The organism is Enterobacter sp. CPE_E863 (assembly GCF_046521465.1).
Taxonomy (GTDB): Bacteria; Pseudomonadota; Gammaproteobacteria; order Enterobacterales; family Enterobacteriaceae; genus Enterobacter; species Enterobacter adelaidei.
Window position 1 is genome coordinate 931360 of record NZ_JBKFZX010000001.1, and the last position, 20118, is coordinate 951477.

Below are 20118 nucleotides of genomic sequence, written 5' to 3' on the forward strand. Positions count from 1 at the left end.
TATGGCCGACATTTACCTCCCGACGCTGCATGACGGGCAGTTAAAGGTCTGGTCCGATTCCTGGGAAGGTCAGCTGCATGCTGTCCGGTGTGGCCGACGCTGGGGTAAGACTTTCATGCTGTCCAGCGCCGCGGTTACTTACGCAACAGCGCCTTTTAAGCGCCCTGGCATGGACATTGAGCTCGGCGGCCGCGTCGGTATCTTTACAGCTGAGTATCGCCAGTATCAGGAGATCTACGACAAGCTCGAAGAAATCCTGCTGCCGCTGAAGAAAAGCTTCAGCCGCCAGGAGAAGCGCCTGCTGCTGAAGAACGGCGGGAAGATCGACTTCTGGGTCACCAACGACAACAAACTGGCTGGCCGTGGCCGTGAGTACGAAATCATCCTGATAGACGAGGCGGCATTTACCAAGTCGCCGGAGATGCTGAGGGAGATCTGGCCGAAGTCGATTAAGCCAACTCTGCTGACGACGAAAGGCCGTGCCTACGTATTTTCAACGCCGGACGGGGTGGACGAAGAGAACTTCTTCTACGCCATCTGCCACGACAAGAACCTTGGCTTTATCGAGCATCACGCGCCGACATCCTCCAACCCGTTCGTTCCGCCGGAAGAACTGGAGAAGGAGAAGGCCAACAACGACCCGCGCGTGTTCCGCCAGGAGTTTCTGGCCGAGTTCGTCGACTGGTCAGCCGCTTCGCTGTTCGACGTCCGCAAATGGTTTGAGGGTGAGAATCAGGATCAGCCTGTCGATTACCCTGAAATGTGCCAGGCCGTCTTCGCTGTCATGGACACCGCCGTAAAAGGCGGATCCGAGCATGATGGTACGGCGGTGGTGTATTACGCCGTCGACACCCGGCCCGGCATTCAGCGCCTCACCATTCTGGACTGGGACGTCGTGCAGATTGACGGCGCGCTGCTGGAAACGTGGATGCCGTCGGTGTTCGACCGCCTCAACGAGCTTTCCGGCCAGTGTGTAGCCATCAACGGCAGCCTCGGCGTGTTCATCGAAGACGCCAGCATGGGCAGCATCCTCCTGCAGAAAGGCGAAAGCCTGGGATGGCCGGTAAACAAAATCGAATCCGCCCTGACCAGCAAAGGAAAGGACGAGCGCGCCATTATGGCCTCCGGTTATCACTACCGCGGCCTGGCGAAAATATCCAGACACGCTTACGAGAAGACAGCCGTCTTCAAGGGCGAGACAGCAAACCATCTGCACAAGCAGGTTTCCCGATTCCACCTTGCCGACAAGAAAGCGCATAAGCGCGCCGATGACCTGCTCGATGATTACACCTACGGGCTGATCATCGCCTTCGGCAGCGGCGACGCAATCTGACGAGAGAACCAATGAACGAAGACGATTTCGAAATCGGCAGCTGCTCTCACTCAGAGTTGATGGCATTGCTGGACAGCGACGACATCCAGCCAGGTTCCACGGCTGGCTATCAGACCTGCAAAACGGTTTACCTCTACCACCCGCTGGGCGGGAAGATGGTGGATCGCCCGATTAAAATGGCGATGAATGAGCCGCGCACCGTGCATGTTGCCCAGTCCTATGGACTTGAGCAGCGCCTTCGTGACGCGTTCGAGCGCGAATGGAAAGCGATGGGTGCGAACCAGCACATCGCCAACGCCGCGCGCATCGCCCGAATTTACGGCGTATCAGCGATCGCCATGCTGGTGGATAACCAGGAGCCGAACGAATCTCTGGACTACCGCACGCTGTACAAGCACAACGTCAGCTTTAACATCCTGGACCCGCTGAACACCGCCGGCAGTATCGTGCTGAATCAGGACCCGAACGCCCAAGACTTCCAGAAAGTCGACGGCATCCGGGTTGCTGGCAAGCCGTATCACAAATCGCGCTGTGTCGTCGTGCAGAACGAGGATCCAATTTACCTCGCTTACAACCCTGCGGCGTTCGGCTTCACCGGTCGCAGCGTGTACCAGCGCGCGCTCTACCCGCTGAAGTCTTTCATCCAGACCATGCGCACAGACGATATGGTTGCGGTGAAAGGCGGCCTGCTGGTGACGAAAATTAAGGGGCCAAGCTCCGTCGTCAACAACATGATGCAGAAGCTCAGCGGAATCAAGCGCATGATGCTGAAGCGCGGGAAGACGGGAGAGGTCCTGCAGATCGGCGAGAGCGACAACATCGAGTCAATCGACCTGAGCAACCTGGAAAAACCTCTCGACTCTGCGCGTAAACACATCCTGGAGAACGTGGCCGCCGCCGCAGACATGCCGGCGATCATCCTCAACTCTGAGACGTTCGCTCAGGGATTTGGTGAAGGAACAGAAGATGCCCGCGCCGTGGCGGTATACATCGACAACATCCGCGAGTGGCTGGACCCGCTTTATGCGTTCTTCATTCGCGTTTGCCAGTACCGCGCCTGGAGCATTGAGTTCTTCCAGTCGCTGCGCGCTGACTTCCCGGAGCTGAAAAACACCTACAGCGTCTATTTCGCGAGCTGGATAAACAACTTCGAATATCGCTGGCCGTCCTCCCTGAAAGAGCCGGAAAGCGAGAAGGTGAAGGTCGACGAAACGCGCTTTAAGGCTATCGTCAGCATGCTGGAAGTGGTGCTGCCGCAGCTCACGGCTGACCCGGAAAACCGCGCGACGCTGATCGAGTGGGCGTGTGAAAACGCCAACGCCAACGAGAACCTATTCCCTCAGCGGCTTAATCTCGATTACGACTCGCTGAAGGAAAACCCACCGCCAGAGCCGCCGAAAGCTGAAGAGCCTGGCGGCGGGATGATGCTATGAACACTTTCACCAGAACAGTGAGAGACGCGGTGAAGTTCTTTCTCCGCAACGGCTACTCATCCCGTGAAGAGCTGGAGCGCTGGCAGGCGATTATCCGCCAGGCCGCCGAAAGCGAAACCGCCGATGACTACATGGCGATGGTCACCCGCAACCTGACGAAGGCATACGACCTGCAGGTGGGCCGCGCTGGCGCGCTGAAGCGCCATCAGGGCATATCCCGGTTCACGCTCAACTACCTTGAGCCGAAGCTGAGGACGGAGCTCGACAGGCGGATCCTCGCCAGCGCTGACCTAATCCAGCTCAACCGCAAAAAAGCCATCGACACCACGTTGTCGCGGTTTAGCGGCTGGGCCAGCAGCATTCCCTCAGCAGACAGCATTGCGCTGACCGGCATTCAGGGAACGATGCGGGAGACGGCAGCGCACATTCAGAAGGCCGCCGAGAAGGTCGACTATGAAGCGCGCCGGGTGATGATCGACCAGAACCATAAGCTGATAGCCAACATCGACAACGTGATCGCAACCAGCAATAACGCGATTGCAGCGATATGGCACAGCCACTGGCGGCGGCCGGGTTATGACTTCCGGGAAGACCACAAGGAACGCGATCAGCTGTATTACCTGATTCGCGGGAACTGGGCGCAAAAAAACGGGTACGTGAAAGCCGGGCCAGCCGGTTACCTGGATGAAATCACTCAGCCTGGCGAAGAGGTTTTTTGCCAGTGCTACGTGACATACATCTACAACCTCCGAAGCATTCCTGAATACATGCTGACCCAGAAGGGGCAGAAGTTCATGGAGTCGATGAAGAAAGCAGCATAGGAGCATTAAAACGTGGCTATTTTTGGCAGCGGGATAATGTTCCGTCAGGGTAAGTTTGTCTTCCTGATCCAGCGCTCGGATGATGGCACGTGGTGCCAGCCTGGCGGAACGGTAGAGCCGGGCGAGCTGGCTATTGATACCGCGCGCCGCGAGGTGCTGGAAGAGGTGGGCTATCAGTACGATGGCCCGCTGACTCCGCACAGCGTATACGGCGATTATCTGACGTTTCGCGCCGAGGTGCCGGAGAGGTTCGAGGCGAAGCTTAACGACGAATCGCTGGCCGCTGGATGGTTTCACATTGACGATCTGCCCAAACCGCTTCATCAGCCATTCGCTGAGATGCTGGCGCAGCAGGCGCTCAATGAAACCGAGGTGGCCGCGCTCATCGCTGACGGGACGCTAAGCAGCCCGCAATTCTTTATCAACATGTGGATGTTCGCCATCCGGGTAACCGGAACAGGGGTTACCTGGCGCTCTGCAGATCAACAGATGGCCTTCCGTAACCCGGACGACTATCTCACCCCAGAGTTTCTCCAGAGAGTTGCCGGTGTACCGCTTATCTGGCTGCACCCGGAGAAAAACAAGCTCGATAGCGATGAATTTGCGAAGCGTGTTATCGGCACCCTGACGAACAGTTGGGTTGCTGATAATGGCGAGGTCTGGGCTATTGGCCGGGTGTACGACGCTGAAGCCGCCGAAATTATGGCGACACGGCAGCTGAGTACCTCGCCAACCGTCACCTACAGCGAAGCGCAGGACTCAATCATCAAAATCGACGGTCAGCCTCTATTGGTGGAAGGTTCCCCGGTATTGCTCGACCACGTTGCAATTTGTGAACAGGGCGTATGGGACAAGCTCCTTGCCCCTACTGGTGTTAAATCTGATTCCATTCCAAACGAGGCTGAAAAGATGGACGAGGAAAAAATCGTAGCGCTAATCAATAAGGCGATTGACGCACGCATGGCTAAGGCTGACTCAGAAGCAGCAGACCTGAAAGCCAAGGCCGATGCCGAAGAAGCAGCCAAGAAAGAAAAGGCTGATGCTGAGGCAAAAGAGGCCGAAGAGGCGAAAGCCAAAGCTGACGCGGAAGAGAAAGCCGCGAAAGAAAAATCAGACGCTGAAGCCAAAGAGAAGGCCGACGCGGAAGAGGCGGAATGTATGGCGAAAGAAAAGGCTGATTCTGAACTGCGTCAGCAGATCGCCGACCTGCGCTCCCGCATCCCAACCGAGTTGAGCGATGAAGAGCGCAACGAAGTCGCCGACGCACAGGTGAAGGCCGATAGCGTGTTCTCCTGCTTCGGCAAGCGCGCGCCGGTGCCGCTGTCTGGTGAAAAGCCGCTGGCATATCGCCGCCGCCTGATGATCCAGTTGCAGGAGCATTCGCCTGACTTCAAATCCGTCGACCTGTCTTCTATCGCTGACTCAGCCCTGCTGAGCGTAGCCGAGAAGACGATCTACGCCGACGCGCAGAAATCGGCAAGCCTGTCTGTTGGCCCTGGCATGCTGCGCGAAATTAAACGCGCTGATGCGACCGGTCGCCAGATCAGCACCTTCGAAGGCGATCCTGCTGCCACCTGGGCTCCGTTCCAGTCCGGCAAGCGTCAGGTCACCAGTTTCAACAACCAGGCTTAACGGGAGCTCTCAAGCATGGCTAACTTATCTCTTAACCCGATGGCAACCACGAACGCGCTGGGCTCCTTCGGTGTGCAGTCCGACGGTTATATTCAGGGCGTGGCGCTGGATGACCCGGCCAACCGCTTCAACCTGGCAGCGGGCACCGTGGCGGCAACGGAAACCAAACCACTGTGGGGCGGTCTGCCGGTTGCTGAGCTTCTGCCTGGCACCAGTTCAAGCCCACGCGGTTCTTACATCCGTCGCGCTGTGTCTGTTGCCGAGCTGGAAGGCTTCACTGTCTTCAATCAGGCTCACAACGGCCTGACCACTCCTCAGTCACCGGTACCGCTGTACGCATCAGGCATGAGCGTTTCGTACTATCGTCTGGGATCCAACATGCGCGTGCCGCTGAAAGCCTCTGCACAGGTTGTTGCGCTGGGCACTTCCGGTGCGTCGGTGAAAACGCCGCTGGCCTGGGATTTTGTGAACAACCAGATCACCACCGCGGCGGCGGCCGGTTTCTCCGGTTCTGATATTGAGACAACTGCAGTGACCTATGCCAATGGCGTGGCGACAGCGGTAACCGCTTCAGCTCATGGCCTGACTGCTGGTCAGTACGTGAAAATCAGCGGCGTCGCCCCTGCGGCGTACAACGGCACTGTGGTCGTGCTTTCAGTCGTGAACACAACGACCTTCACCTATGCCCCGGCAACTGCACCAGGCGGCGCTGCAACCACGCAGGGCACCATCGGCGCAGTTACGCTTTCCGACATCACGCTGCCGGTAAAAGTGCTCGCCATCGAATCAGGCAACTCCAAGACTGTCAGCTATGACAGCGCGACTGGTTTCCTGACCTGGAATAACACCGACAGCTGCGCGCTGGTCTTACTTTAATCGGGAGCTGAATTAAATGGCTGCAATTACCCCCAGCTACACCATCGTCAATCCGTCGTACATCGCGCCGGAGATGATCATTGGTTATCAGCAGGCGTCAGGTGCGTTTGAAACCATCGCCAGCGGTAACCCGCAAGTCCGTCTCGGCGTGGGCGACCAGTACGTCTACATGCGCCGCCTGGATATTCGCACCCAGACCACTTCCAGCCAGTCCGGTAACGGTAACCAGCTGCCGAGCGTGGCGCTGGATGCGAAGATGATTTCAACCCCAACCTACCTGTTCCGCTGCCGTGGTATCTACGATCACCATGACATGGCCGCTGCCGGTAACTGGAACTTTGCACTGCCGGAAGCTCAGCGCCTGGGCATGCGTCAGGGCATTTTCCAACAGCTGCGTTCTGCTCTGCTGTACGGCATGAACCCAGCTGGCGGTGAAGGCCTGCTGAACACTGCTGGCGCGACGACCGAGTCCCTGCCTCCGGACAGCAACGGCAACACCACTGTGCTGACCTATGACCACGGCCAGATGGCGGTATATCTGCTGGGCCACGTACAGGCAGCACTGACCCGTACCATGCAACTGGGCCGCCAGCAGCGTGTCGTTATCCTGGGGCCGCAGCGCGTCCTCGGTGCTATGGAGATTCAGCAGATCGTTCAACTGACTTCTTACCAGCGTCCTGGTGGTGGTACTGACACCGTCGGCGGCACGGTGAAAGAAGTGCTGAAAGGCGCAAACGTCCAGGTTGACTGGGTGTATGACGATACCCTTATCGGCGCAGGCGCTGGCGGTACCGACGCGGTGGTAATCACCATCCCTGAGGTCGAAGTGCCAATGGTCAACTCGACTGTGAACACCAACGAATTCGCCAAGCTGACCCCGTCTCTTGCCGCGAACGCGCTGATGTTTACCGACATGGCCGCGCCGCGTGAGATTCCGACGCCGATCGCTGGTGGTGCCATCGATGTTCTGTCCGAAATGCGTTCTACCGCAGGCTGGGCAGTTCGTCCGGAAGCAATCACCATCCTGTCCATGGCGTACAGCGCCTGATTCATTCTTTGAAGTGGTTAAGCCTCTGCCGGGGAAACTCAGCAGGGGCTTTTTTACGAGGGTAACCAATGAAACTCTATATCGCTAACACCACCAAGCAGCGCCAGATTTTCGCCTATCGCAAGCTGGAGACCGGCCGCCTTATTCAGATCCCGATTAACCACGGCGATCAGATGATGGTGCTGGATGGCTCAACTGAAGAAGTTGACGCAGTGGTGCAGCATCACCAGGTTTACGGTCTGGTTGACTCGACGAAAATCGACCAGAGCCAGGCGTTTGTCGGCTTGTGCTACAGCCTGAACAAGCCTGTATCAGCGTCGGTAATCGAAAAAGCAATCCGCGATAACGATATTCACCTGACCCGTGGCGCCCACGGCCGCCGCCAGGCATCCGTAGCGGCTCTGGATAGTTCTCTGCGCGAAAGCGGTACCGGCTATTCCGGCGAAATGGAAGTCAGCGCTGAGCAGGCGAAAGGCCGCGAAGACAGCGAAGACACCCCAACGGTTAACGAAACAATCGTGACTGAAAAATCCGGGAGCAAGAAAAAATGACAACGAGCCTGTCGGGATTCATCGAATTCGTTCGAACTGACATGGGCGTGACCGCCGAGCAGGTTCCCGACGACTCGCCGTCTTTCAACCTGGCATATGGCGGCGCGGTTGAGTGGGTAAACCCTGATATCGCGTGCGTCACGCCGAACCTGTACACCGTTGCGGTGTACAACCTGGGCGCGTCTTTCCTGGTCAACTATGGCACGGAATCGGTATTCGCCGAGTTCAGGAAAACGTATGGCCTGAACGATTTCAAGGCTGGCGTGATTACTGGTGCAGGGGATAACTCAACCAGCGCTCAGCGCCTGGTTCCGGACTTCTTCAAAGACCTGTCGCTGGCTGACCTGCAGATGTTGCAGGACCCATGGGGCCGCCGGTACCTGATGATTGCCCAGCAGTTCGGCAGCCTGTGGGGGCTGTCATGATCACCTTCCACCTTGGAGTGATTGACGTCCCGTATGAGGACGAGAACACCACAACAGGAGACGTCGCCGAGTATCTGGAGGAAAAGTACCAGATCATGCAGACGTTTTTCGACAGGTACAGCAACGACATCGCTGATTTGATGGCAAAGGACATGGCGGAACAACTGGAAAACTTGATTGCAGGCTTCCCGCCACAGAGTGACCCTTTTCGACAATCAATGTCACAGATCCATGACCTGTTCGTCGGATTCCTCGACAACACCGAAATGAACGGATTGCCGGGAGTGCCTACGCGCCGCGCGCTGGACGGTATCTCCCGGCGATTCAAGAACAAAAAGGGCCCACCGCGCCCGTCATTCATCGATACCGGAACCTATCAGGCCGCGATGCGCGCCTGGGTAAGCGGGGTGCTGAATGCCTTCCCTGAGTGAGTTGCAGCAAACTGCAAAAACAGAGCTTAACGCCACCCTGACGCAGGGTCTTGATGACCTGAGCCGCTTTCAGGTGGTCACGTTCACGAAGTATATCCGCAAGGTGCTGCCCCTCGATGGTTTCGTCTTCTGGGTGAAAGCGTCTGTTCTGTCGGACGACCCCAGCAGCGAGCCGGATACGGTTGACGTTAAGGGCTATCTGCACCTGACGACCGAAACCATCCAGGACGATGAGCAGCTCTATGACCGGAACGTCGTGACGTTTACCGCTCAGGCGGATATCGACCCGTTCAACGATATCGGATCTGATGTCCTGTATATCGGCGAGTTCTTCGGTATCCAGTTTTCCTTCTCCCGGCGCACCGGGCTGAACGAACCGGCCAACCTCTACCACTACACAGGGGAGGCAATCTTCCCCTACATGCGATCGCAGATCATCAACTCTGCCGACGATATCGACCTGTCTGATGTGGTGGTTTCGAGCTCATTGCCGGTATGGCTGGCGCTGAGCCAGTACATGCCGATGTTCCCGGCCATGCTGTCGACGCAGAACCTGTCACCGCCGTATGCAACGGTGAAGTGCAGCAACACCGCGCCGATCGCCGGGGCCTTTTACCTCGATGAGCAGCAAAATCAGTATCAGCTGGTTTCCGAGGATGTGACGATCTCCGTCACTGGCCTGCGTAATGCCGGGGTTGAGGATTTCCTCAGGTACGTGCAGCAGTACACGCTCGGCGATGACGCGGAAATGGGTGTGATGAATATCCCTGTCGTTCAGGACGAGCGCGTAACGCAGAACGAGCTGAACATCATCGCCATGAGAAAAACCATCAAATTCAAAGTCAACTATTACCAGCAGCGCATGCGGAACGTCGCGCGCAAGCTGATCACGTCAGCGATTCCGTCCATTTACCCGGAGAAATAAATAAATGGCAATTGTTAACATTAACGTCTCGGTGACCAACCCACCGAAGCCCTCTCAGCTGCTTAAATCCGGCGCGATGATCTCAATGGGCGGAACAACCCTGGCAGCAGGTGAGTATCAGCTCCTGACGACCAAAGACGATCTGAAGGCCATTACCTCACCAGCAAAAACCATTTCAACGATCACCTGGGCAACTGGCGTGGTTACGGTGACCCTCTCGGCGGCGCATGGATGGAACGTTGGCGATACTATCCCGCTGGTTGTCTCTGGCGTTACCCCGGCATCGTATAACCGCGCCGTAACAGCCACTGTGACCACTTCTACCGCCTTCACTTACCCACTGGCAACAGACCCGGGCACGGCAACAGTTATGGGTACGGTGAAAACCGTAGCAGCAAACGAAATCATCGAGATGAACACCACGTTCTGGGCGCAGGGCACAACCCGTTCGGTCTACGTGCTGGAGCTGGGTGATGTGTCCGTCGCTGCTGCTGTGGCTGCACTGGCCGACTTCATCGATGAGGATATCTCTCTGGGTAACACTTACCAGAAATTCTTCTCGTACCTGGTGCCGCGCGAGTGGGATGGCGAGCCGACGTTTAAAACCCTGACAGGTCTGTATACCAGTCCGGCGTCACTGGTTTATTTCTTCGTTACCACCACGATTGCCACCTATCCGGCGTGGGTCGCCACCAAAAACAAATCTGTTCTTGCAGGCGTGGAGTCAACAAACATCCCCGCTGGTGAGTTTTCCATGGCGTTCCCGTTCCAGTCATCTCTGGCAAACGATCCTGGCTCATCAAACATGGTACCGCCAATGGCGTACCGCTTTGGCTACGGCGTAACCGAGTACCCGGTAGAAGGCAATGGCACGCTGCTGAAGCAGCTCCAGGACAACAGCATCAACTATGTCGGCACCGCCGCGGAAGGTGGGCTGAGCAACAAAATGCTGGTGGCAGGCCACATGCTGGACGGCAATCCGTTCAACTACTGGTATTCCGTGGCGTGGACTGCAATCAACCTCGAGCTCGACCTGGCCAACGAAATCATCAACGGGTCAAACACAACTGTTAACCCGCTGTACTACGAGCAGAACGGCATCGACCGCCTGCAGCGTCGCGCGCTGAAGACGCTGCGCAACGGCATCAGTTACGGTCTGATCCTCGGCCGCGTGATTGGTACCGCACTGACGCAGCAGGACTTCAACACCGAATACGAGAAAGGCACGTATGCCGGTAACGCGGTGATTAACGCCGTTCCGTTCGCGAATTACACCAGCCTGAATCCGTCCGATTACGCCGCTGGCAAATACGCTGGCCTGAGCGCCGTAATGACGCCGCGCCGCGGCTTCGAATCCATCACGTTTAACGTGAACGTAACCAACTTTGTAGGGGCGTAAAAAATGGCAAACCCATTAGTACCGCAGGGATTCCTCAATCGTGTACGCGGCGCGGTGTCAGTAACTGACGTTCCGGCGCTGAACATCACCGCCTCTTACCTTGGCAAGGACGCCATCAGCATGCGTCCTGATGGCCCGGCGACGGACATTATCCCGACGCTGACCGGCACCGTAGGCAGTCAGGCGCCATATCAGCAGGTGACTGTCACCGTCCATCTGCTGCGCACGCAGGGCCTGAGCGACAGCTACAAAAACCGCTTCGCCACCGATACGGCACTGGGCGAGGTGGTGATCACCCCGGATGCGAACACGCTCAGCAATTTCACCGTGCTTAACGCTTACCTGGTGAACTTCAACGAGCTGCCTTTTACCGGTATGGATGCCGGGTACGTGGTGACCATCAGCGGTTATATCCTGGCTAACGACAACATGTGGGTCTGATTGTGAAAATAGACAAAAAGCTCAACCTGGTAACAAACATCACCCGGGACGACGGGTCAATCGTGTACCTGCATGTGACCCCGTTCCCATATGAGGTGGTGGAAGAGCACTGTCTGCTGCTGGGCAACCTGTTCACCAACTTCATCTCACAGGTGGGCGGCCTGGGCGCGGCGCGTGTCGCCGCGATGATGCTCCGTAAAAAGCTCCAGCGCGAGCAGGAACTAAGGGACGAAGCTAACCAGCAGACCCAGCAGGCTCCAACCATCGTTGACGAGATCCAGCGCCTTACTTCGGTGGTCTGGAATGACAGCGGCACCTGGAAAACAACATCATTCGACGCCGCGATGAAGCAGGGGATCATCTCACCTGACGAATATCGCGAAGTTGAAGGTGAGGTGGTTTTTTTTATGGTTTCCTCTGCCATTCAGAAAGCACAGCTGATAGCGCCGACAGTGGGATCAGTGATCGGCATGTTCGGTGGGCAACTCGAATCATTGAGCGTTACGGCGTTCCGCGATTCGTTGCTGACGTCGAATCCGCCTACCGATATCCAGACCCCGAGTGCCCAGCCGGAAACGTCATACATACCCTCCTAGACTGGGCGTCTAACGAGGGTTTCTGGCGGGTGATCAGGGAAATTACCGGCGAAGAGTTCGCCAGCCCGGCGCAGTACCGCCAGCGTTACATTATTTCCGCGCTAAAAGACAGGGGTTCCTTCAATGGTGGCTAAGTCTATTGTCGATATTGACGTAAATGACGACAAGTTTGTCGCGTTTCTGGAGAAGTTTAAAGAATATCAGGCCGCATTAGAGGAACTCCCTGAAGCATGGCGCGTGCTGGCGCATGGCGCCACGGATGCCACTAAAGAGACGGCGAAAGCAAAAACAGAGGGTGACCTTCTGGCTAAGGCTTTTTCTGAGGGGGCAAGCGCGATTCTGTCGATAAATAGCGGGCTTGAGCGGCTTACCGACAGCCTCGACCGTGCGAATAAAAGTCAGGAAGACTTCAACAAGAAAACTCGTTCATCAAAGGGGTTTTTGAGTGACGCCTCGAAGGATGCGAAATCGCTGGCCGGGCACATCAGGGATGCAACCACAAGCCTGCTGTCGTGGGGTGGTATCGTCGGCCTGTTCACCGGCGTGCTGGGCGTAGGCGGTCTTTTCGGGCTTAACCGCCTGGCGGCCACAACCGGTTCACAGCGCTTCACCTCTCTCGGGATCGGGACGAGTATCGGCGCGCTGGACTCCACAGCCATTAACTACCAGAAGGCACTCGGTAACCCGACAGCAACGCTGGGCGCTATCCGTGACAGCCAGATGGATCTGTCAAAGCGCTGGACATTCCAGGCTATGGGCATCAACAACCCAGACCAGGACCCGGCCAAACTCCTGCCGCAGATGATTCGCAATGCGCGAGACATTTTTGTCAAAAACGGCAGCACCCTGCAGGGAGCTAACGCTTACGGGCTGACGAACTTTTTCAGCCTGGATGACCTGAATCGCTTTAAAAACATGAGCGATGAAGAAATCGATGCGATGGAACGCCGGGCGCAGAAGGATGCGAAGTTACTGCAGATCACCGATCAGCAGGCGCGGCAGTGGCAGGATTTCAACGTCCAACTGGATTACAGTAGCCAGAGTATTCGAAATGCGTTTGTGCGCGGGCTCGGCCCGCTCACCCCGCAGCTGAGCAAACTCTCTGATGCGCTGGCTGGCGCCATTGATACCGTGTTGCAGTCACCTGAACTGGGTAAATGGATTGATAGCCTGGCGGTGGGGATTGAGAAATTTGGAAATTATCTCGCATCCCCTGATTTCGCCAAAGATGTTGATGATTTTATGGATGGCCTGCGTAGGCTAGGTCAGTCGATAGGTAGAGTAATTGACCTATTCACTGGCAAAGCCAGCGTGAGTGAGTTTATGGCGGCCTCCTCGCCAATGCTTAACAACCAGACTGTCCACGACCCGAACGGCGGCCCTGATTATGTTCCTGGAAGTGAGAGCGATCCGAACGTTCCCGGTTGGTTGAAAAAGTTAAAACTGGCTTCGGGAGTTGCTCCGGTTCAATACGATGAGTATTTCGAAGAGGCGGCTAAAAAATACAACGTTGATCCGAAGCTATTAAAGGCCCTGGCTGCGGCTGAGTCATCATGGGACCAAAACGCAGTTTCCAAGGCTGGCGCGCAAGGGTTAATGCAAGTTATGCCAGACAACTTCAAGCCGGGAGAAAAGCCATTCGATCCTCACGATAACATCATGGCTGGGGCAAGAGTTCTGCGTGACGGGATGAACTGGGCTAACAAAAATGCTGGTGGTGATCTGGAGGAAGCATTGCGGTATTACAACGGCGGAGTCAGGCGTGGTAGTGCCGAGAACATCGCATATCCAGGAAGGGTTAATGAAAAATACCAGCAGATTTACGGAGTTCCTGCGCTAAGCGCTAAAGAGCAGTACGCGGAAATGCAGGGTTCACGTAAAACCCCAGCAATAGAAAACGGCAGCGACAATTCAGAGGTTGCCAAAAACACGAACAAGACCAACCAACTGCTGCAACAGATTGTTGACAGAGGGCTTACTGGGAACGGCTCTGGGATGGTCGTTTATAACAACACTGGCGGAAATGCCGTTGTTTCCAGCTCTCAACTCGGAGTTCGATAATAATGGCATTTACTCGCGAGCTGTACCGTCTTGGCTTTGAAATATCCCCAGTTATCCTCTGCAATGGAGTTGCGGATGCTATACCCGGCGGCATGCTGCCGATAGTCGCGCTCACCCAGAGCGCCAGCTTTGTGACCGGGCTGATTGGTGGGGCAATCAACCTTACCGATCTTGATAAATATTTCTGTCACTGGCGGCCTGTTCAGGGCGCAACGATGGTTGACTATGACATCGCTCGCTATCCGTTCGCTAACCAGACTGTCGCAGCTAACGCGCTTCTTGCACAGCCACTGAGGGTCAGCCTGATGATGGATGCGCCAGTGAACGAGAATACCGGAGCCATGACCAAGCTGGTAACGCTGAGCGCGCTGCAGGCGGTGCTTCAGGCGCATGCCAACCTGGGCGGGACTTACATCGTGGCCACTCCGTCCATCATCTACAATAACTGCATCCTGAAAACGGTTAAGGACAGCTCATCCGGTAATGATCCGCTTCCTCAGCGGTCGTGGCTATGGGATTTCGAGCAGCCACTGATTACCGAAACCGCTGCTGACCAGGCCGTTAACAGCTTCCTCAGTAAAATTGATGCAGGACATAAGAATCCAAGCAGCGCCTGGACGAACACAGTCAGTGCACTCGGCAATACATCGCTTGGTGGATCGGTGACTGAAGCGATAACTGGCGTGATCGGCAAGCTTCAGGGGGTATTTGGCATATGAGCACCGTCAATTACCCATTTACCGGGCTTGAAATGAAGAGCATGACGTTCTCGCCGGTTCTCGACGGGACGGTCTATACCTGCCAGATGAAATGGAACATAGCCGCACAGCGCTGGTATCTCTTGATCACCAACAGTGCCGGCAATCCGGTACTGAATACTGCCGTTGTAGGCTCGACGTCTACCGGAGGGATAAACCTTCTGAATGGGGTATTCACATCGACAACCATGATCTGGCATGAAAAGAACGGGCAGATTGAGGTAACGAGCTGATGCGCTATTACGAAATTAACATTCTTGATGGCGACACCTTAATCCAGCAATATTCCAGCCTGAAGAATGGAGTCTATAACCCTGGCGCGCTGATGGTCGAGTTCGACATTATGCGATTTGGCGAATCCACGCCAGCAGGGGAAACCCATCTCACTGTATGGGGTATAGGCCCTAAAGACATGCAGCAGGCCAGACAGAACCTCTACGGTAAGCGAATTCAAATCTTTGCCGGTATGTCGAAAGGCCTGCCGCTTGCGGGCGTATGGGATAAAAAGCTAGCTATTGAAGGTTATATTTTTCAGGTGTTCGGCAACTGGCAGGGCACAGAATTACGACTGGACTTCATCATTGTTTCTGGCCCAGTTAACACAACGGCCAGAGGTGAGATGGTCCCGCTACAGGTTACCATGCCATGGTCCATGGGGCAGAAACTCTCCGTTGCGCTGACACAATGCGTCATGACGATGGGCGGGTTTAGGCCGAACATCAGCATCAGCGACAGGCTAATCCTGAATTACGATCGCCCAATATTCTGTGGCTCCCTCACTGAGTTGGCAAAGAACCTGAGGGCGTTTTCGCTGTCACGCATCAAAGACCCAGGCTACACGGGCGTGGAAATTGCCGTGGTCAACGGCAACGAAATACGGGTATGGGATAACGATTACGCCAACCATCCAGACCAGAATTCGAAAACAAGCGCTACAGAAAGAAGCAAAAACCCTGTCAAGATTAAGTTCAATGACCTGATCGGCCAGCCAACGTGGATCAGCTTTGGTGTCGTCAGCGTCATCTGCGTTATGCGCGCTGACCTGCAGACTGGCGACCACATCCTGATGCCGGAGAAGGCCAGGCCGATGATTCAGGCATCCTCTTACTCGCAGTTTCGCGATGACTCAGCGTTTAACGGCGAATTTGTCGTTCAGTCGGTGAGGTTGCTGGGTAACAGCAGGCAGCCGACAGCAGAGGCGTGGATCACGGTGATTGAGGCATACCCGGCGGAGGCGGTTAAGACAAAATGAGTGTTGACCAGAAGCTTAATTTCGGCCGGAACATGAACCGGTTCGCGGAGCAGAAATTTAATGAGGCGTTCCAGGCTGCCGGGAAAATCCTGCCCGCCAGCATTGTTGAGCAGAATGGCAATATGGTCACCGTGGCCTTCGAGTTGCACGACACCCCATATGTTTTCCCGAATGTCACCATACCGCTTTTTGGTCCACAGTACATCCGCTATCCGATGCAGCCGGGTGATAAAGGCATTGTTATTCCTGCCGACACCTATCTCGGCGGCGTCAGCGGGCAGGGCGGGGGCGTGGCCGACCTAACCCCTCCCGCCAACCTGAGCGCCCTGGTGTACCTGCCGATCAGCAATACGGAATGGGAGGCTGTCGACGGGAACGTTGTCACCATCTACGGGCCCGAGGGCGTAACCATCCGGGATCAGGGAAGCAACACGACGTTTCTGTTAACGCCTGAAAGCGTGACGATTGCGGCCGTCGATTTGTTTAAGGTAACAGTCGGCAGCACGGTGCTAACCCTTACACAGGGCATGTGGAGCATCACGGGGACTGCCGGGAAGTTGCAGGACTCAACCGCCAGCACCAGCCCGGCGATTATGCACACTGGCTGGGCCGCCCTGGTGGCATGGCTAAATGCGCATGCTCATACAAACGGTAATGGCGGTTCAAACACCGGCGCGCCGACAACTACTTTCAACGGGAATATCACGCAATGAGAACCTACGGGAGAGATGCAAATGGCAAGTGGGTGCTGGTGGTACCGGATGAAAATGGCTTCAACGACTCTATCTATCTGACGACGCTGATCCAGAACCTCAAGCTGGCGCCGCAGGAATCACCATTTTTTGCAAACAACGGCATACCATCCCAGAGCTCGGTCATTCAGCAGGTGCTGCCAACCTACTACGTTGACAGGCTTCAGCGGCAATTTAGTCCGTATTTTTCATCGCTGCAGATTTCCCTTGTGAGTGATGACCCGCCTGTATACAACATTTCGGCGATTACGAACGCCGGTTCTAAAATTATCACAACGGTGAACGTATGAGTGATTTGTCCGTTAGCTATGACGCAGCCGGGCCAGTGCCGAAAACATCCGAAGAGCTGCGCGCCGACTTAGTTTCAAGAGCCACAGAATTATCACCAGGCATCACGACAGATCTCCCTGGCTCTCTGATTGAGGATATCGTTGGTACCGACGTTGGCGCGCTGCTCATTGCCGATCAGATCCGCGTTGACCTAATCAACTCCGTAGGTCCGCTGAAGGCGAATATGTACATGCTGAACCTTCTGGCTCAGCAGTCAGGTATCAGCCCACAAAAAACTCAAGGAGAAACTACCGTTCCGGTTACGTTTTCTGGCCCGGCTGGATTCGTTATCCCGCAGGGTTTTCTGGTCAGCGACGGCACTTATACCTACCAGATCGCCGACGCTACAGTAATTCTGTCTTCAGGGGTCAGCGCGATGGTAACAGCCATTGCAACAAACACCGGCTCGTGGGCTGTACCGGTAGGATCGGTTAACCAGATACTGACCAGCCTGCCTTCTGGCATTACTCTGACCTGCACCAACCCGGTTGCCGGTACCCCAGGTGGTGCGCCTGAAACTAACTTCGAATTTCGCGAGCGCGTCTGGGAATCTCAGATGTCGACTGTTCAGGGGTATCCCGGCTTTATCCGCCAGAAATTGACAGACCTGAGTAATGTCCAGGCTCGTCTGGTTTCCGTTGTTCAGAGCGGTAATGCCTGGATTGTTATGTGTGGCGGCGGCGATATCTATGAGATGGCCGGGGCCATTTATAAGTCAGCCGGCGACATCAGTAGGCTAAAAGGGACTGACCTGAACGTCACCGGGATCACCAATGCGAACCCAGGAGTAGTAACGACCGACATCACGCACGGATTCAGCTCGGGCCAGGTAATTAACATCGCAGGTGTTACCGGCATGAGCGGGATTAATAACTTCCCTCTCACGATAACCGTGTTAAGTCCACACACTTTCTCAATAGGCATCAATACCACCTCGTCAGGCGCATGGACTGGTGGCGGAATAGTTACGCCGAACCTGAGGAATAATGTGGTTACGGTCAACGACTGGCCAGATAACTACCTGATACCGTTTGTTATACCATTTCAGCAACTGGTGACTATCAAGTTTCAGTGGGCAACCGAAAGCGCGAACTACCTGACAGACGCGACAATAGCCTCTCTGGTGACGCAACCGGTTATCAATTATGTAAACGGAATATTCGCTGGAAAGCCAATGAATATAAATAACGTCAAAGATGTCTTTCTTCAGGCGATTAACAGCACGCTGGATATGAGCCTAATCTCGACTTTGAACGTTATTGTTACTGTGAATGGAATTATCACAAACGTGGACGCCGGGACGAATATCATCAGCGGTGACCCATACAGCTACTGGTACATTGCCTCAGATGGGGTGATTGTCGACGGGATATAACATGCTGGAAGATATCATTAAATCATACCTGTATACGCAGTATAACGACGATGATGATCTTCAGGCGTTCGTCACTGCGTATAACACCATGGCGCAGGAAATTTATTCATGGATGATTAACGCCAATCTTCCAATATTTGTTGGAGGGTATAACGCTGGCGATCAGCTAAAATGGATAGCCAGAGGGATTTATGGCGTAAAGCCGCCAGTGCTTATAAGTGGGAAGCGAAGCGTGTTCGGACCTTACAACTCCGTCCTGTTTAACCAGCTTCCATTCAATGGGCGCAGGGTTGTCAATCAGTCCGAGCAGGTCGTCGTTTCCGATGACCTGTTCAAACGTATAATGACATGGAATTTTTACAAGGGTGATGGGTATTATTTCACCATCCCCTGGTTAAAGCGCCGAATCATGAGATTCTTGACCGGAATTGATGGTGTAGATGTCGTTAACGATCAGCGGTGGAGTATTTCAGTTCTATTCTCTGGGGCTGGCGCGAGCATATCAATAATCAAGGGGTACAGAAAACTAACCGACGCAACCCTTTTTAATGGATTTTCTTTCAATACACGGTCATACAATCAGAAGAATAGCCTGCTTATAAAGAGCGACAATTATGAATATGCCGCTCTATTCAAGCAGGCCTTTGACAGCGGGTTGCTACACATGCCGTTTTATCAACCAGTGAGCGTGACTATCATTGGTTGAATTGTTATGCTTATCTTCCGAGTCATTTATAACCTGGGTTAGTGGGCATGATAAAAAAAATAGGAATAACATGTTTTTTGTGTTTTTTCTCAACTGTTCATGTTGGGTTGGCGGCTCCATTACCAACCAATGATCAAGAAGAATACTCAATGATGTTAAATGAAATTAAAAAATCAGGGTTGAAACCAACGGATCTAAATATTTACAATATGTGCTTTGCATCATCCTTGCTTATCATCAATGCAGCAAATGATGCTGTAAGTGGTCAGTATTCAGGAGACCATATGATTGGTGACATATTACTTATCCCACATGATGAATACAGAATGATTGTTAAAGAGTTGATAAAAAATGACGCCGTTGAAGGAATAAAAAGAAATACGGAGTATTTTGATAAAAACTTTCAAATGAAGTGCAGGGCATCCCCTGAAGTTTACATAAAAAATATAAAGATATTTTTAGATTAAAAATGACAGAAGACGATTTAAAAAAACAATGGTAGTAAATCGCAAAGCCCACTTCAGTGGGCTTTTTGCTATTTGTACTTATTCTTCAAAAACTCAACATGATCTTTCAGAATGTTAATGTGCTCGCTGAGGCTATTTATAGTGTTTTCCATGTGAGATATAGTTTCCTTTTGTGCCTCAATAATTTCATCCTTCATACTCAGTAAGTATTGATAATGGCCTGAAGTTTCATTCGAACGATTGTTTTCACCTTCATCAAGCTTTGAAAACGAACTTTCGAGTATTTGAACGATTTCAGCGTTAGTCGACCGTCCGTTTTCCTTTGCTTGGGCTTGGATTTTTTCCTTTAAATCTTCAGGGATCCTCACCCCGAGCGGGGCTATCAAGCTGGCACCTTTCATGCTACATCCTCAGAATCAACAATCTACATAATGTAGTCGAAAAGTGCTTGACGCAATAGACACATGCTGTAATTATAAATCTACATAATGTAGTTTTTTTGAGTA

General features: G+C 54.1%; 23 protein-coding genes. 22 read left to right on the forward strand and 1 reads right to left on the reverse strand.

Annotated features, from left to right (window positions below):
• Window position 1 precedes the first annotated feature (1 nt).
• The 22 genes from ACLHV8_RS04470 (at window position 2) to ACLHV8_RS04575 (ending at window position 19612) form a co-directional block, all read left to right on the forward strand.
• On the forward strand, window positions 2-1333 hold the full coding sequence (locus ACLHV8_RS04470) for a terminase large subunit domain-containing protein (RefSeq protein WP_103142407.1): 1332 nt from the start codon (window positions 2-4) through the stop codon (window positions 1331-1333).
• An 11-nt stretch (window positions 1334-1344) separates the two neighbouring features.
• Window positions 1345-2766 carry an anti-CBASS protein Acb1 family protein gene (locus tag ACLHV8_RS04475; protein WP_277592289.1) on the forward strand — a complete coding sequence of 474 codons (1422 nt, stop codon included), beginning with the start codon at window positions 1345-1347 and terminating at the stop codon, window positions 2764-2766.
• Complete coding sequence (locus ACLHV8_RS04480) at window positions 2763-3587, forward strand: hypothetical protein (protein ID WP_152403234.1); 825 nt, start codon at window positions 2763-2765, stop codon at window positions 3585-3587. Before ACLHV8_RS04475 ends, ACLHV8_RS04480 begins: the two co-directional genes overlap by 4 nt.
• Window positions 3588-3599: 12 nt before the next feature.
• A complete protein-coding gene (locus ACLHV8_RS04485; protein ID WP_410376803.1) occupies window positions 3600-5219 on the forward strand; it encodes an NUDIX domain-containing protein in 1620 nt (539 codons plus the stop codon).
• 15 nt (window positions 5220-5234) lie between these two features.
• Window positions 5235-6095 (forward strand): hypothetical protein, encoded by an 861-nt coding sequence (locus ACLHV8_RS04490; protein ID WP_410376804.1) that lies wholly within the window; start codon window positions 5235-5237, stop codon window positions 6093-6095.
• Window positions 6096-6111: 16 nt separating this feature from the next.
• A complete protein-coding gene (locus tag ACLHV8_RS04495; protein ID WP_045407450.1) occupies window positions 6112-7143 on the forward strand; it encodes a hypothetical protein in 1032 nt (343 codons plus the stop codon).
• 68 nt (window positions 7144-7211) lie between these two features.
• Window positions 7212-7694: a hypothetical protein gene (locus ACLHV8_RS04500; RefSeq protein WP_109536370.1), complete on the forward strand. Its 483-nt coding sequence runs from the start codon at window positions 7212-7214 to the stop codon at window positions 7692-7694.
• Window positions 7691-8119, forward strand: coding sequence for a hypothetical protein (locus tag ACLHV8_RS04505; protein WP_410376805.1), 429 nt, complete (start codon window positions 7691-7693; stop codon window positions 8117-8119). The genes ACLHV8_RS04500 and ACLHV8_RS04505 overlap by 4 nt, the downstream gene beginning before the upstream one ends.
• Window positions 8116-8550: a hypothetical protein gene (locus tag ACLHV8_RS04510; RefSeq protein ID WP_410376806.1), complete on the forward strand. Its 435-nt coding sequence runs from the start codon at window positions 8116-8118 to the stop codon at window positions 8548-8550. Before ACLHV8_RS04505 ends, ACLHV8_RS04510 begins: the two co-directional genes overlap by 4 nt.
• Window positions 8534-9475, forward strand: coding sequence for a hypothetical protein (locus tag ACLHV8_RS04515; protein WP_333487896.1), 942 nt, complete (start codon window positions 8534-8536; stop codon window positions 9473-9475). Before ACLHV8_RS04510 ends, ACLHV8_RS04515 begins: the two co-directional genes overlap by 17 nt.
• Before the next feature lie 4 nt (window positions 9476-9479).
• Complete coding sequence (locus tag ACLHV8_RS04520) at window positions 9480-10874, forward strand: hypothetical protein (protein WP_410376807.1); 1395 nt, start codon at window positions 9480-9482, stop codon at window positions 10872-10874.
• 3 nt (window positions 10875-10877) lie between these two features.
• Entirely contained in the window at window positions 10878-11315 is a 438-nt protein-coding gene (locus tag ACLHV8_RS04525; RefSeq protein WP_023327272.1) for a hypothetical protein, read from the forward strand.
• 2 nt (window positions 11316-11317) lie between these two features.
• Window positions 11318-11911, forward strand: a complete 594-nt coding sequence (locus tag ACLHV8_RS04530) for a hypothetical protein (RefSeq protein ID WP_410376808.1) — start codon at window positions 11318-11320, stop codon at window positions 11909-11911.
• A gap of 123 nt (window positions 11912-12034) precedes the next feature.
• Window positions 12035-13972, forward strand: a complete 1938-nt coding sequence (locus tag ACLHV8_RS04535) for a lytic transglycosylase domain-containing protein (RefSeq protein ID WP_410376809.1) — start codon at window positions 12035-12037, stop codon at window positions 13970-13972.
• A 2-nt stretch (window positions 13973-13974) separates the two neighbouring features.
• Window positions 13975-14691: a hypothetical protein gene (locus ACLHV8_RS04540; protein ID WP_410376810.1), complete on the forward strand. Its 717-nt coding sequence runs from the start codon at window positions 13975-13977 to the stop codon at window positions 14689-14691.
• Window positions 14688-14963 carry a phage baseplate plug protein gene (locus ACLHV8_RS04545; protein WP_047721645.1) on the forward strand — a complete coding sequence of 92 codons (276 nt, stop codon included), beginning with the start codon at window positions 14688-14690 and terminating at the stop codon, window positions 14961-14963. Before ACLHV8_RS04540 ends, ACLHV8_RS04545 begins: the two co-directional genes overlap by 4 nt.
• Window positions 14963-15982, forward strand: coding sequence for a hypothetical protein (locus tag ACLHV8_RS04550; protein ID WP_410376811.1), 1020 nt, complete (start codon window positions 14963-14965; stop codon window positions 15980-15982). The genes ACLHV8_RS04545 and ACLHV8_RS04550 overlap by 1 nt, the downstream gene beginning before the upstream one ends.
• The gene (locus ACLHV8_RS04555) at window positions 15979-16695 is read left to right on the forward strand and encodes a hypothetical protein (protein WP_410376812.1); all 717 of its coding nucleotides are present in this window, start codon (window positions 15979-15981) and stop codon (window positions 16693-16695) included. Before ACLHV8_RS04550 ends, ACLHV8_RS04555 begins: the two co-directional genes overlap by 4 nt.
• On the forward strand, window positions 16692-17024 hold the full coding sequence (locus ACLHV8_RS04560; RefSeq protein WP_410376813.1) for a hypothetical protein: 333 nt from the start codon (window positions 16692-16694) through the stop codon (window positions 17022-17024). The genes ACLHV8_RS04555 and ACLHV8_RS04560 overlap by 4 nt, the downstream gene beginning before the upstream one ends.
• The gene (locus ACLHV8_RS04565; RefSeq protein ID WP_410376814.1) at window positions 17021-18439 is read left to right on the forward strand and encodes a ubiquitin-activating E1 FCCH domain-containing protein; all 1419 of its coding nucleotides are present in this window, start codon (window positions 17021-17023) and stop codon (window positions 18437-18439) included. Before ACLHV8_RS04560 ends, ACLHV8_RS04565 begins: the two co-directional genes overlap by 4 nt.
• A gap of 1 nt (window position 18440) precedes the next feature.
• Window positions 18441-19145, forward strand: coding sequence for a hypothetical protein (locus ACLHV8_RS04570; RefSeq protein WP_410392113.1), 705 nt, complete (start codon window positions 18441-18443; stop codon window positions 19143-19145).
• A gap of 47 nt (window positions 19146-19192) precedes the next feature.
• Entirely contained in the window at window positions 19193-19612 is a 420-nt protein-coding gene (locus tag ACLHV8_RS04575; protein ID WP_410392114.1) for a hypothetical protein, read from the forward strand.
• A gap of 68 nt (window positions 19613-19680) precedes the next feature.
• On the opposite strand, the gene ACLHV8_RS04580 is transcribed toward ACLHV8_RS04575, so the two are convergent.
• Window positions 19681-20013, reverse strand: a complete 333-nt coding sequence (locus ACLHV8_RS04580; protein ID WP_000675432.1) for an Arc family DNA-binding protein — start codon at window positions 20011-20013, stop codon at window positions 19681-19683.
• Between the last annotated feature and the right edge of the window lie 105 nt (window positions 20014-20118).

Excerpts from the sequence above, each read along its gene's own strand:
- ACLHV8_RS04470 (WP_103142407.1), top strand. The coding sequence starts at position 2 with ATGGCCGACATTTACCTCCCGACGCTGCATGACGGGCAGTTAAAGGTC.
- ACLHV8_RS04475 (WP_277592289.1), top strand. The coding sequence starts at position 1,345 with ATGAACGAAGACGATTTCGAAATCGGCAGCTGCTCTCACTCAGAGTTG.
- ACLHV8_RS04480 (WP_152403234.1), top strand. The coding sequence starts at position 2,763 with ATGAACACTTTCACCAGAACAGTGAGAGACGCGGTGAAGTTCTTTCTC.
- ACLHV8_RS04490 (WP_410376804.1), top strand. The coding sequence starts at position 5,235 with ATGGCTAACTTATCTCTTAACCCGATGGCAACCACGAACGCGCTGGGC.
- ACLHV8_RS04495 (WP_045407450.1), top strand. The coding sequence starts at position 6,112 with ATGGCTGCAATTACCCCCAGCTACACCATCGTCAATCCGTCGTACATC.
- ACLHV8_RS04500 (WP_109536370.1), top strand. The coding sequence starts at position 7,212 with ATGAAACTCTATATCGCTAACACCACCAAGCAGCGCCAGATTTTCGCC.
- ACLHV8_RS04505 (WP_410376805.1), top strand. The coding sequence starts at position 7,691 with ATGACAACGAGCCTGTCGGGATTCATCGAATTCGTTCGAACTGACATG.
- ACLHV8_RS04510 (WP_410376806.1), top strand. The coding sequence starts at position 8,116 with ATGATCACCTTCCACCTTGGAGTGATTGACGTCCCGTATGAGGACGAG.
- ACLHV8_RS04515 (WP_333487896.1), top strand. The coding sequence starts at position 8,534 with ATGCCTTCCCTGAGTGAGTTGCAGCAAACTGCAAAAACAGAGCTTAAC.
- ACLHV8_RS04520 (WP_410376807.1), top strand. The coding sequence starts at position 9,480 with ATGGCAATTGTTAACATTAACGTCTCGGTGACCAACCCACCGAAGCCC.
- ACLHV8_RS04525 (WP_023327272.1), top strand. The coding sequence starts at position 10,878 with ATGGCAAACCCATTAGTACCGCAGGGATTCCTCAATCGTGTACGCGGC.
- ACLHV8_RS04535 (WP_410376809.1), top strand. The coding sequence starts at position 12,035 with ATGGTGGCTAAGTCTATTGTCGATATTGACGTAAATGACGACAAGTTT.
- ACLHV8_RS04540 (WP_410376810.1), top strand. The coding sequence starts at position 13,975 with ATGGCATTTACTCGCGAGCTGTACCGTCTTGGCTTTGAAATATCCCCA.
- ACLHV8_RS04545 (WP_047721645.1), top strand. The coding sequence starts at position 14,688 with ATGAGCACCGTCAATTACCCATTTACCGGGCTTGAAATGAAGAGCATG.
- ACLHV8_RS04550 (WP_410376811.1), top strand. The coding sequence starts at position 14,963 with ATGCGCTATTACGAAATTAACATTCTTGATGGCGACACCTTAATCCAG.
- ACLHV8_RS04555 (WP_410376812.1), top strand. The coding sequence starts at position 15,979 with ATGAGTGTTGACCAGAAGCTTAATTTCGGCCGGAACATGAACCGGTTC.
- ACLHV8_RS04560 (WP_410376813.1), top strand. The coding sequence starts at position 16,692 with ATGAGAACCTACGGGAGAGATGCAAATGGCAAGTGGGTGCTGGTGGTA.
- ACLHV8_RS04565 (WP_410376814.1), top strand. The coding sequence starts at position 17,021 with ATGAGTGATTTGTCCGTTAGCTATGACGCAGCCGGGCCAGTGCCGAAA.
- ACLHV8_RS04570 (WP_410392113.1), top strand. The coding sequence starts at position 18,441 with ATGCTGGAAGATATCATTAAATCATACCTGTATACGCAGTATAACGAC.
- ACLHV8_RS04575 (WP_410392114.1), top strand. The coding sequence starts at position 19,193 with ATGATAAAAAAAATAGGAATAACATGTTTTTTGTGTTTTTTCTCAACT.
- ACLHV8_RS04580 (WP_000675432.1), bottom strand. The coding sequence starts at position 20,013 with ATGAAAGGTGCCAGCTTGATAGCCCCGCTCGGGGTGAGGATCCCTGAA.